Raw genomic sequence first — 11617 nt, 5'->3', positions numbered from 1 at the left:
CGCCGATGCGTCCGGATCCGGCCACGCGACCGCGGGTGGTGGTGACGGAGGGATCCAACGGCCGCGCCGGCGCCCGCCACCGCAGAGTCCGGGTCAGTGTGTGGTGTGAGTCACACTCGAAGGTACGATCGCGCCGTCGTGATCCGACGTACGCAGCACCATTGCGAGGAGGCCACCCATGCCCTACTACCACTCCGCCGGGCTCGTACCCCCCAAGCGCCACACCCAGCACCGGGACGAGCACGGGCAGCTCTACTACGAGGAACTGATGGGGGAGGAGGGCTTCTCCTCCGACTCCTCGCTGCTCTACCACCGCTTCCTCCCCTCCGCGATCCGCGCGTACCGGGAGTGGGAGCTGCGGGACCAGACCCTGGTGCCCAACCATCCGCTGATCCCGCGGCATCTCTCCACCCACAAGATCTTCGCCGAGGGTGACACGGGCGTGGACGCCGTCACCGGCCGCCGCCTGCTGTTGGGGAACGACGACGTCCGGATCGCCTACGTCGTCGCCGACTCGGTCTCGCCCTACTACCGCAACGGGATCGGCGACGAGTGCCTCTATCTCGAGGAGGGCGACGCGCTGGTCGAGACGATCTTCGGGGATCTCACCGTCGGCCAGGGCGACTACGTCGTGATCCCTCGCGCCACGACCTACCGTTTCGTCCCGCTCGGCGGCTCCGTGCGGGTGTACGCCGTGGAGGCCAACTCCCACATCACGCCGGCCCGCCGCTACCTCTCCAAGCACGGCCAACTGCTCGAGCATGCCCCCTTCTGTGAGCGGGACCTCCGGCTGCCGACCGACCCGAGGGTGGTCGAGGAGGAGAACGTCGAGGTGCATCTCAAGCACCGGGGCCCTCGCGGTGTCGTGGGCACGGTCCACACCCTGCCGCAGCATCCCTTCGACGTCGTCGGCTGGGACGGCTGCCTGTACCCGTTCGCGTTCAACGTGCGCGACTTCGAGCCGATCACGGGTCGCGTGCATCAGCCGCCGCCGGCGCACCAGGTGTTCGAGGGCAACAACTTCGTCATCTGCAACTTCGTGCCTCGCAAGGTCGACTACCACCCGCTGGCCGTCCCGGTGCCCTACTACCACTCCAATGTCGACTCCGACGAGGTGATGTTCTACTGCGGCGGCGACTACGAGGCCCGGAAGGGGTCAGGGATCGGCCAGGGGTCGATCTCGCTGCATCCCGGCGGCCACCCCCACGGCCCGCAGCCCGGCGCGATGGAGCGTTCGCTCGGGATCGAGTACTTCGACGAACTCGCGATCATGGTCGACACCTTCCGGCCGCTCCTGCTCGGTGAGGCCGGCCGTGCCACCGACGACGGCACCTATGTCTACTCCTGGGAGCGCAACTCATGACCGCCCTGACCACGCGGGCCGGCATCTCCCGGATGTTCGCCGGGCTGTGTGACGACGCAGCTGTGTTCCCACCCGGCAACCTGCCGTTGGTCGAAGCGGTCCCGGCCCATGTCACTCACCGGCGGAGCGGGTATGCCGCGTTGGTGGGGCCGCTGGTCCTCGCGGCCACGGACCTCGACCGGCTCGGGGCTCTGCCCGAGCTGCCGGCCGAGCTGGAGGTGTCGCTGACGCTCCCGCTGGCCGAGGTCTCCGGCGCGGTGAGCCGGGTGGGCGCCTTGCCGACGGTCCGACTGGTGGGGTTGGAGGTCGTCCTTCCCGACGGATTCGCCCCGTCCGCGGTCGTGGGGAGGCTGGAGGCGCGCGTGCCGTCCGGGGTGACGGCGTACGTCGAGATCCCGCGCGACCAGCGCCGCGCCGCACTGCTCGGTGAGCTGAGCGGTACCCGCCACCTGGCCAAGTTCCGCACCGGGGGAGTGCGTGCGGCGCTCTACCCGGACGCGGCCGAACTGGCCGGCGGGATCCGGAGCGCCGTTCGCGCCGGCGTGCCGTTCAAGGCGACCGCCGGGCTGCATCATGCGGTGCGCAACACCGATCCTGTGACCGGGTTCGAGCAGCACGGATTCCTGAACCTGCTCGCGACGACCGCGGCCGCCCTGGAAGGGGCCGCCGTGGCCGACCTGGTCTCCGTTCTGGAGGACCGCGATGGTCCCCGACTGGCCGGCCTGGTCCGCGACGCCCAGCCCCGCGTCCGGCGGCAGTTCCGCTCCTTCGGCACCTGCTCGGTCCGCGAGCCGGCCCAGGAACTGGCCGCTCTCGGCCTGCTGCCCGCGGGCCTGCTCGACCCGGCGGGCGGCGTGCGGGGGTGACCCGGCTCGATCTCGCCGAGGACTCGTTGTTCGGCCTGGCCAACCTTCCCTACGGTGTCTACTCGGTGCCCGGGCAGACCCCGCGGGTCGCCACCCGGCTCGGGGATCAGGTGATCGACCTGGCTGCGCTGACCGGCGAGGACGTGTTCGCCCGGCCCAGCCTCAACCCGTTCATGGCGAGCGGACGCGGCAGCTGGGTGGAGGTCCGGGCCCGGATCGCCCGACTGGTCCGGGGCGAGGTGTCGCCGGAGGCGGTGCACCCGCTGGACGCCGTCAGGATGCATCTGCCCTTCGAGGTCGCCGACTATGTCGACTACTACGCCTCCGAGCACCACGCCGCCAACCTCGGCCGGCTCTTCCGGCCGCACAACCCGGACCCGCTGATGCCGAACTGGAAGCATCTCCCGGTCGGCTATCACGGCCGGTCGGCGTCGATCGTGGTCTCCGGCACCGACATCGTCCGACCGAACGGGCAGCGCAAGCCCCCGGCCGAGGACGCACCCGTCTTCGGGCCCACCACCCGGCTGGACATCGAGGCCGAGGTCGGTTTCGTGGTCGGCACCGGCAACGCGATGGGTCACCCGATCGCCGTGGACGCGGCCGAGGATCACATCTTCGGCCTGGTGCTGTTCAACGACTGGTCGGCGCGCGACATCCAGGCCTGGGAGTACGTCCCGCTCGGTCCCAACCTGGGCAAGAGCTTCGCCTCGACCATCTCACCGTGGGTGGTGCCGCTGCTCGCGCTGGACCATGCCCGGGTGGCGACCCCGCCGCAGGAGCCCGAGGTGCTGCCCTACCTTCGGCTGGACCGGCCCTGGGGACTCGACCTCCGGCTCGAGGTGGAGTGGAACGGTCAGGTGGTCTCGCGCCCGCCGTACGCCTCGATGTACTGGTCGCCCGCCCAGATGCTGGCCCACCAGACCGTCAACGGCGCGCCCACCCGCACCGGGGACCTGTTCGCGTCCGGCACGGTCTCCGGGCCGGCCAAGGACCAGCGCGGTGCCTTCATCGAGCTGACCTGGGGCGGCGCCGAGCCGGTCCTGGTCGGCGGCGAGGAGCGCTCCTTCCTCGAGGACGGCGACGAGGTGGTCCTGCGGGCAGTGGCGCCCGGTCCGGAGGGCGCGTGGATCGGCTTCGGCGAGGCGCGTGGACGGATCGTGCCGGCCCCCGTCGAGCCGCCGAGCTAGCGTCCCCTCACCTGTCCTGGGGACGCGCCCGACCCTGAGGGCGGGATCGGGGACCCGACCGGGTATCCTTGCTGGAGCGCACCGGCGTGAGGTCCCTCCAGAGCGGCCGACGCCCGTGCCGGTCACCGCGATGGTGACCACAATTGCCCGCCGGCTCCGCGTCCGGGACTGCCCGGTCGCGCGGTGGCGCAATGTGTTGATGGCGGGTCACCAGGACCCGCGCGTCGCCTGCGTGTCGGGGGAGGAGCCCTCCACGCGGTTACAGGAGGAGTCTGTGGCTCAACAGGGCCAGTCACGAGGACGTTCTCGTGGACAGTCACGAGGACAGTCCGGCGCTCGCCGCAACCAGCGCGGCAAGCGCAAGGTGCTCGACAACGAAGGCATCATCCCGGTGCTCGCCAAGGCGGTCCGCGAGGTCGAGACCGCCGTCCAGCGCGGGCAGGCGTCCTCGGTGCGTACCAAGTACCAGGTGATCGCGCTGCTCGCCCGCGAGGAGCGCCACCGGGTCAAGGCGGACGAGACCGCCAGCGACGCCCAGACCGCCGAGCAGCTCAAGCGCCTCGACGGCATCGGCACGATCCTGGCCAAGACCGCGGCCGCCGCCCCTACGCTGTTCGACCTGCTGGCCGAGGACGCCGAGATCAGCGACTCCGCCAAGGAACTCAAGCGAGAGATGCTCGAACAGGCGGGCCTGACCCCGCCGCCGGAGCCCGAGCCCTCGCCCGACGACCCGGCCGCCCACCTGGAGACCGACCACCGCGTCGTACCTCCGCAGGTGACCTCCCGGCGACTCGCCAACCCCTTCCTGGTGCCCGACTTCAGCGGCGTCCGTCCGTACGTCGAGCACCAGCGGCTCGCGACCTGGGAGCTGCTCGGGCCGCTGTTCCGATCCTTCGAGTACGTCGGCAGCGGCGCCGGCGCCTGCATGCCTCTGCCCGATCCCACGCTGCACGGAGCCCTGGTGGAGAAGGCCCCCGGCGGTCTGCCGCTGATGGGCCACCAGGCCCAACTGGTCGCGTCCGCGGCCTCGGGCCACCGCACCTTCTTGCTCGCGGACGAGCCCGGTCTGGGCAAGACCGCCCAGGCGCTCACCGCGGCCTACGCCGCCGACGCCTACCCGCTGCTGGTCGTCGTCCCCAATGTCGTGAAGGTCAACTGGGCCCGCGAGGCCGACATGTGGACGCCGGGCAAGAAGGCGACCGTCATCCACGGCAACGGCGAGGCGATGGACGCCTACGCCGACATCTTCGTGATCAACTACGAGATCCTCGACCGGCACGTCGGCTGGATGAGCCGCTTCGGGTTCAAGGGGATGGTCGTCGACGAGGCGCACTTCATCAAGAACAAGAGCTCGCAGCGCTCGCGACACGTGCTCCACCTCTCCGAGCAGATCCGCTCCTGGACCGCACGCCCCCTGCTGATGGCGCTCACCGGCACGCCGCTGATCAACGACATCGAGGACTTCCGGGCGATCTGGCAGTTCCTCGGCTGGATCGACGACAAGCGGCCGCTCGACGAGCTGATGGACCGGCTCGAGGACACCGGCCTCACCCCGGCCGACCCCGGCTTCTACCCGGCGGCCAGGCAGACCGTGATCGACCGCGGGATCGTGCGTCGGCGCAAGGTCGACGTGGCCGCCGACATCCCCGCCCGCCGCGTGGCCGACCTGCCGGTGGAGCTGGACGACGCCGAGGGTCGCTCGATCCGCGCGGCCGAGCGCGAGCTGGCCCGGCGGCTGGTGGAGCGCTACGACAAGGCGATCGAGACGCGCACCTCGGGACGGACGGTCGAGGGGATCGACCACCGCCTGGTGCGCCAGGTGGCCACCTGGGAGCGCGAGGACAGCGCCACCGAGACCGGCGAGAACGTGTTCGGCATGATGCGTCGCATCGGCCAGGCCAAGGCCGGCCTGGCCGCCGACTACGCCGCCCAGCTCGCCCGGAGCGTGGGCAAGGTGGTCTTCTTCGCCAAGCACATCGACGTGATGGACGAGGCCGAGGCGACCTTCGAGAAGGCCGGACTCCGCTACACCTCGATCCGCGGCGACCAGTCCGCATCCGCGCGGAAGAAGGCGATCGACGACTTCACCACCGACCCCGACGTGGCGATCGTGGTCTGCTCGCTCACCGCGGCCGGGGTGGGGCTCAACCTCCAGGTGGCCTCCAACCTGGTCCTCGCCGAGCTGTCCTGGACCGACGCCGAGCAGACCCAGGCGATCGACCGGGTCCACCGGATCGGCCAGGACGAGCCGGTCACCGCCTGGCGGATCATCGCCTCGCAGACCGTCGACACCCGGATCGCCGAGCTGATCGACGCCAAGGCCGGGCTCGCCGCCCGTGCCCTGGACGGTTCGGACGAGGAGATCACCAGCTCCGCCGACGTCCAGCTCGAGGCCCTGGTCAGCATGCTCACCGATGCCCTCGAGGAGCGCGAGCGCCGGCTGGTCTGAGCCTCGACCCTGCGGCCGCTGCGGCGCCGGTCAGCCCGGCCGCGCTGTCGCGCCTCGGCGGGCTTGCGGCCAGCCGTCGGCGGCGCCTCGTCGACACACCCGTCCGGAGTGGCTCGCACGGCGACGATCGGTGGATCCAGATGAGCGCCGAGGGTCAGGAATGCGCCCGCCGGGCTCGTCGAGGCAACTCGACGAGCCCGGCGGGCGTGCGCTGACCTACTGCGTGAGGGTGCCCCACGCTCAGCCGTGCGGCGAGGCGCGCGGCGTACCGCGGCGGGAACTACGCCCCGCCCCGAGGCCGGGTGCCTCAGGCGTCGGTCTCGGCCTGGCCGCCCTTGTCGGCCTGGTCGGCGAGGGCCTTGTCGATGTCGAGGTCGACGACGGCACCGATCACCTGGTCGAGGGCCTGCTTGGGCAGCGCGCCCGGCTGGGAGAAGACCAGGTGGCCCTGCTTGAAGGCCATCAGGGTCGGGATCGAGGTGATCTGGGCGGCACCGGCGAGCGCCTGCTCGGCCTCGGTGTCGACCTTGCCGAAGACGATCTCGGGGTACTCGGCGGAGGCGCTCTCGAAGACGGGGGCGAAGTTGCGGCAGGGGCCGCACCACGAGGCCCAGAAGTCGACGAGCACGATGTCGTTGCTCGTCACGGTCTCTTCGAAGTTCTCAGCGCCCAGTGCGATGGTGGCCATGGAATTCCTTCCGGTCGTCGGCTTGAGGGGCAACGCCGTATCCGGGTGCGATGTTCCCGGCGCTCGAACCGGGACGCCGCCCGCGAGCACGAAGCTCAGGTCGCGCTGATCTTCTCGATCAGGGCCGTGGTGGAGATCGCCGGCGTACGGGGCAGATAGACGACCTCGCAGATGTCGCTGAACTCGTCGAACCGGCCGGCCCAGTCGTCGCCCATCACCAGGACGTCGGCGTTGTAGCGCTCGATGTAGTGCCGCTTGAGCTCGAGGCTCTCCTCCACGAACACCTCGTCGACGGGCTTGAGCGCGGCGATGATCGCGAGTCGCTCGTCCTCGCTGAAGACCGGGAGCCGGTCCTTCTTGAGCAGGTTGAGCTTGTCTGCGCTGACGCCGACCACGAGCCGCTCCCCGTAGCTGGCTGCGCGCTCGATGATGCGCAGGTGGCCGAGGTGGAACACGTCGAACGTGCCGAAGGTCAGGACGGTGCGCGGCATTGGGGGATTCTTGCACGCTTGCCACACAGGGAAGAATCAGAGCGTGACCACTCTGGGGATGATTGTCGGGGACCAAGCCGGTGACGCCGAACGGCTGCGGGCGCTACGCCGGATGCAGGCGATCGCGCTGGGACTACTGCTGTTCGCCGCCGTCGTGTACGTCGCGACCCGCGACACCGACGGGGTGTGGGGCTTCGTCAACGCCGGCGCCGAGGCGTCGATGGTGGGTGCCATCGCGGACTGGTTCGCCGTCACAGCACTCTTCCGCCACCCGCTCGGTCTGCCGATTCCGCACACCGCGCTGATCCCGCGCCGCAAGGACGATCTGGGTCGCGGGCTGGAGGAGTTCGTGGGGGAGAACTTCCTCCAGGAGACGGTCGTCCGCGACAAGCTGGCCTCCTCCGAGATCTCCAGGCGGGTCGCGGTCTGGCTCAGCGAGCCCCGCCACGCCAAGCGGGTCGTCGACGAGGTCGCCGAGGTGGCCGCGATCGGCCTGGAGCGCGTCCGCGACGAGCACGTGGCCGGCCTGATCAACGAGGCTGTGGTGCCCCGGCTGCGCGAGGAGTCGTTGGCCCCGCTGGCCGGGGGACTGCTCGAGGAGACCGTCCGGGACGGTCTCCACCACAGTCTGGTCGATCTCGCGCTGGTCGAGCTGCACGAATGGCTGGTCGAGAACCCCGACACCGTCACCGAGGTGCTCGGTGAGCGGGCTCCGTGGTGGACGCCCCCCGCGATCAGTGACCGGGTGACCGGGCGGATCCACCTCGAACTGGTGCGCTGGGTCGCCGACATCCGAGACGACCCGCACCACCGGGCGCGCAAGGCCCTCGACTCGATGCTCGCCACCCTGGCCGAGGACCTGCTCCACGACCCCGAGACGCAGGAGAAGGCGGAGCGGTTCAAGGAGCGGGTGCTGGACCACCCCCAGGTGATCGCCTCCAGCATCTCGCTGTGGAACGCCCTACGCCGTGCCCTCACGACCTCGCTGCACGATCCCGACGGGGCGGTGCGGGCCACCCTGGTCACCGAGGTGACGGCGTTCGCTCGCCGGCTGGCCGGCGACACCGAGCTGCAGCACCGGATCGACGCTCACCTCGCCGACGCCGCGGTGTTCGCGGTCGACAGGTACGGCGTCGAGGTCACCGGGATCATCACCCACACCATCGACCGCTGGGACGGCCGCGAGGCGGCCCGCAAGATCGAACTGCACGTCGGCCGCGACCTGCAGTTCATCAGGATCAACGGCACCATCGTCGGTGGCCTGGTCGGCGTGCTCATCCACACCGTCACCGTGCTGCTGCCCTGAACCGTGTCGCCGCCCACGCGGACGACGAGGGGCGGTCGGGGCGGTGCCGCACCGGTGGGAGACTGGTCGGGTGAACACCCCAGCGCCCGACCCCGTCGACGTACCGATCCGGGACGAGTCCATCCGGCTCGGCCAGTTCCTCAAGCTCGCCAACCTGGTGGAGAGCGGTGCCGACGCCAAGCCGGTGATCGCGGGCGGTCAGGTGAGCGTCAACGGCGAGGTGGAGACCCGGCGCGGCCGGCAGCTCGTGCACGGCGATGTGGTCACCCTGGGCCGCCAATCCTCCCGCGTCGCCGACGAGGCGTCGTACGACGACGGCCTGCCCTGGTGACGCGGGCCGTCGAGTCGCGCGGTCGGACGGCTCAGATCTTGGCGGCGCGGTACCCGGCGGACTGGTTGCCGCCCGCGAGTCCGGCCGACCTCACACGCCCGCGTCCCCTGTCGCCGAGGGACTCAGCGACAGGGGACGCTCGCGACGGAAGAGACGATCAGCCGACCTGGAGCAGGTCGACGACGAAGACGAGGGTCTCGCCGGGCTTGATCACACCGCCGGCGCCGCGGTCGCCGTACCCGAGGTGCGGGGGGATCACGATCTGACGGCGACCGCCGACCTTCATCCCCTGGACGCCCTTGTCCCAGCCCTCGATGACCTGACCGACACCGAGGCGGAAGCGCAGCGGTTCGCCGCGGTTGTACGACGCGTCGAACTCCTCGCCGGTGCTGTGCGCGACGCCGACGTAGTGGACGCTCACCGGCTGGCCGGCGACGGCCTCATCGCCGTCACCCACGGACAGGTCGGTGACCACGAGGTCGGTCGGCGGGGTTGGGTCGACGAAATCGATCTCAGGCTTCTCCATGGGGCTCAGCCTACGGTGCCGGCGGCGGGGTGCGAACCGCCGGTGGGCCGGTTAGACCTGGTGGAGGTAGCCCTCCAACTGGTCGCGCTCGAAGGTGAGCTCATCGATGCGGTGCTTGACCAGGTCACCGATGCTGATCACGCCCTTCAACTCGCCCTCCTCCACGACGGGGACGTGACGGACCCGCTTCTCGGTCATCACGGCCATCAGCGCGTCGACCGTGTCGGCGCCGGTGCAGGTGGCGACCACTCGGGTCATGATCGTGCCGACCGGCTGGTCGAGGATGCGCTCGCCGTCGGTGTCGAGGCGACGCACCACGTCGCGCTCACTGACGATGCCCTCCACCGTGCTGCGATCCGAGCTCACCACGGCCGCGCCGATGTTGTACTGGGCCAGCAGGGCCAACAGATCGCGAACGCCGCTGTCGGGGTGGACGGTGACCACCTCCGAGGAGGCCTTGCGCGCCAGGATCTCGGTGATGTGCATCTTTCGACGGTAGGCCCTGGGAGGGGTTGTGGGAAGAGGTCAGGACTCGGGTCGGGGACGCAGGGTCGACACGGTGCCGTGACCGCTGCGCGGAAGGTCGGGATCCTCACCGTCGAGGCGACCGGTGCCGAGGAACGCCAGCACGGACTCGTGCAGGTGTCCGTTGGTCGCCAAGGCGTTGCCCCCCCAGGGGCCGTCGCTGCCGTCGAGGGAGGTGAAGGTGCCGCCGGCCTCCCGGACGATGATGTCGAGCGCGGCCATGTCGTAGGTCTCCAGCTCGGGCTCGGTCGCGATGTCGACCGCCCCCTCGGCGACCAGCATGTAGGACCAGAAGTCACCGTACGCGCGGGTGCGCCACACCCGACGCATCAGGGAGAGGACGTCCTCGAGCCGCTCCCGGTCCTCCCAGCCGCTGAGGGAGGAGTAGGACAGCGAGGCGTCCTCGAGGCGGCGTATGTCGGAGACCTGGCACCGGGTCGCCTTCATCAGGGACTTGCCGGTCCAGGCGCCCTGGCCGGTCATCGCCCACCAGCGGCGCTGCAGCTGCGGAGCGGAGACGACCGAGAGGACGATCTCGTTGTCGACCTCGAGCGCGATCAGGGTGGCCCACACCGGGACGCCGCGGACGAAGTTCTTGGTGCCGTCGATCGGGTCGATGATCCAGCGGCGCTGGCTGTGCCCGCTGGCGCCCTGCTCCTCGCCGAGGACGGCGTCTCGCGAGCGGGCGCGGCCGAGGGTACGCCGGATCGACTCCTCGACGGCCTGGTCGGCGTCGCTCACCGGGGTGAGGTCGGGCTTGGTCATGACGTGCAGGTCGAGAGCCTTGAACCGCGCGGTGGTGAGCGAGTCGGCATCATCGGCGAGCAGGTGCGCGAGCCGGAGGTCGTCGGTGTAGTCGGGGGTGGGCACGGGCGTCAGTATGCCTGTTCGCTGCGGGCCGCGAGCAGGCGACGGAAGGACTGGACCCGGTCCGGGTCGGCCCGCCCTGCCTCGACGCCCTCGTCCAGGCCGCACTCGGGCGCGTCCTCGCCGTGCGTGCAGCCGCGGGGACAGACCTCGGTGAGCGCCTCGAGATCGGGAAAGGCGGAGATCAGCTGCTGTGGCTCCACATGGGCCAGGCCGAAGGAGCGGATGCCCGGCGTGTCGATGATCCACCCGGCCGCGTCCCCGCCGGGGAGCGGCAGCATCAGGGCGGAGGTGGAGGTGTGCCGACCGCGTCCGGTCACCGCATTGACGTGGCCCACCTGCCGGTCGGCGTCCGGCACCAGCGCGTTGACCAGGGTGGACTTGCCCACCCCGCTGTGGCCCAGCAGGACGCTGATCCGGCCGGTCAGCCGATCGCGCAGTTCGGTCAGGTCGCCGCCCTTACGGGTGACCACCCACGGCACGCCCAGCGAACGGTAGGTGGACAGGAACGACTCGGGGTCGGCCAGATCCGCCTTGGTCAGGCACAGCAGCGGCTCCAGGCCGGCGTCGTAGGCCGCCACCAGGGCGCGGTCGATCAGACCGTTCCGGGGCTCGGGGTCGGCGAGGGCCGTGACCACCACCAGTTGTCCGGCGTTCGCGACGATGACGCGCTCGACCGGGTCGTCGTCGTCGGCGGTACGCCGCAGGATGCTCGCCCGCGGCTGCACCTCCACGATGCGGGCCAGCGTGCCCTCGGAGCCGGACACGTCACCGACGACGCGGACCCGGTCGCCGACCACGACACCCTTGCGGCCGAGCGGCCGGGCCTTGACCGCCAGCACCGTGCGGCCCTCGACCAGCAGGGTGAGGCGACCACGGTCGACGGTGACGACCAACCCGTCGAGTGCGTCGTCGTAGGTGGGGCGCTCCTTGGTGCGGGGTCTGGTACGCCGGCGCGGTCGGTCGTAGTGCTCGACGTCCTCGTCGGTGTAGCGGGCGCGCCCCATCCTGCGGTGCT

Annotated in this window: 12 protein-coding genes; 6 read left to right on the top strand and 6 right to left on the bottom strand. The window is 70.8% G+C overall.

The window, feature by feature from the left end:
* The first annotated feature begins 178 nt into the window (after positions 1–178).
* The 4 genes from G515_RS0117925 to G515_RS0117910 all read left to right on the top strand — a co-directional run bounded on the left by G515_RS0117925 (position 179) and on the right by G515_RS0117910 (position 5865).
* The gene (locus G515_RS0117925) at positions 179–1363 is read left to right on the top strand and encodes a homogentisate 1,2-dioxygenase (RefSeq protein WP_028661265.1); all 1185 of its coding nucleotides are present in this window, start codon (positions 179–181) and stop codon (positions 1361–1363) included.
* Positions 1360–2229 (top strand): hypothetical protein, encoded by an 870-nt coding sequence (locus G515_RS0117920; protein WP_028661264.1) that lies wholly within the window; start codon positions 1360–1362, stop codon positions 2227–2229. The genes G515_RS0117925 and G515_RS0117920 overlap by 4 nt, the downstream gene beginning before the upstream one ends.
* Entirely contained in the window at positions 2226–3416 is a 1191-nt protein-coding gene (fahA, locus tag G515_RS0117915; RefSeq protein ID WP_028661263.1) for a fumarylacetoacetase, read from the top strand. The genes G515_RS0117920 and fahA overlap by 4 nt, the downstream gene beginning before the upstream one ends.
* 364 nt (positions 3417–3780) lie before the next feature.
* Positions 3781–5865, top strand: a complete 2085-nt coding sequence (locus G515_RS0117910) for a DEAD/DEAH box helicase (protein WP_245565463.1) — start codon at positions 3781–3783, stop codon at positions 5863–5865.
* 307 nt (positions 5866–6172) lie between these two features.
* Here the strand turns inward: G515_RS0117910 and trxA are convergent, their stop codons facing one another.
* Together trxA and G515_RS0117900 are read right to left on the bottom strand one after the other, a co-directional pair.
* Positions 6173–6553 carry a thioredoxin gene (trxA, locus tag G515_RS0117905; protein ID WP_028661261.1) on the bottom strand — a complete coding sequence of 127 codons (381 nt, stop codon included), beginning with the start codon at positions 6551–6553 and terminating at the stop codon, positions 6173–6175.
* Between the two features lie 95 nt (positions 6554–6648).
* The gene (locus G515_RS0117900) at positions 6649–7044 is read right to left on the bottom strand and encodes an FAD synthase family protein (protein ID WP_028661260.1); all 396 of its coding nucleotides are present in this window, start codon (positions 7042–7044) and stop codon (positions 6649–6651) included.
* 43 nt (positions 7045–7087) lie between these two features.
* On the opposite strand from G515_RS0117900, the gene G515_RS0117895 reads away from it, so the two are divergent.
* The gene (locus G515_RS0117895) at positions 7088–8350 is read left to right on the top strand and encodes a DUF445 domain-containing protein (RefSeq protein WP_028661259.1); all 1263 of its coding nucleotides are present in this window, start codon (positions 7088–7090) and stop codon (positions 8348–8350) included.
* Positions 8351–8420: 70 nt separating this feature from the next.
* The gene (locus G515_RS0117890; protein ID WP_028661258.1) at positions 8421–8681 is read left to right on the top strand and encodes an RNA-binding S4 domain-containing protein; all 261 of its coding nucleotides are present in this window, start codon (positions 8421–8423) and stop codon (positions 8679–8681) included.
* 157 nt (positions 8682–8838) lie between these two features.
* On the opposite strand, the gene G515_RS0117885 is transcribed toward G515_RS0117890, so the two are convergent.
* From G515_RS0117885 to rsgA, 4 genes are read right to left on the bottom strand one after another with little or no spacing between them, the layout of a single operon-like run.
* Positions 8839–9207 (bottom strand): FKBP-type peptidyl-prolyl cis-trans isomerase, encoded by a 369-nt coding sequence (locus G515_RS0117885; RefSeq protein ID WP_028661257.1) that lies wholly within the window; start codon positions 9205–9207, stop codon positions 8839–8841.
* A 51-nt stretch (positions 9208–9258) separates the two neighbouring features.
* On the bottom strand, positions 9259–9693 hold the full coding sequence (locus G515_RS0117880; protein WP_028661256.1) for a CBS domain-containing protein: 435 nt from the start codon (positions 9691–9693) through the stop codon (positions 9259–9261).
* Positions 9694–9732: 39 nt separating this feature from the next.
* A complete protein-coding gene (gene hisN, locus G515_RS0117875; RefSeq protein ID WP_036555968.1) occupies positions 9733–10602 on the bottom strand; it encodes a histidinol-phosphatase in 870 nt (289 codons plus the stop codon).
* A gap of 5 nt (positions 10603–10607) precedes the next feature.
* Positions 10608–11606 (bottom strand): ribosome small subunit-dependent GTPase A, encoded by a 999-nt coding sequence (gene rsgA / locus G515_RS0117870; RefSeq protein WP_028661254.1) that lies wholly within the window; start codon positions 11604–11606, stop codon positions 10608–10610.
* Positions 11607–11617: the final 11 nt, after the last annotated feature.

Source organism: Nocardioides insulae DSM 17944 (assembly GCF_000422825.1).
Classification (GTDB): domain Bacteria; phylum Actinomycetota; class Actinomycetes; order Propionibacteriales; family Nocardioidaceae; genus Nocardioides; species Nocardioides insulae.
This window is presented reverse-complemented; position numbering and strand designations above follow the sequence as displayed.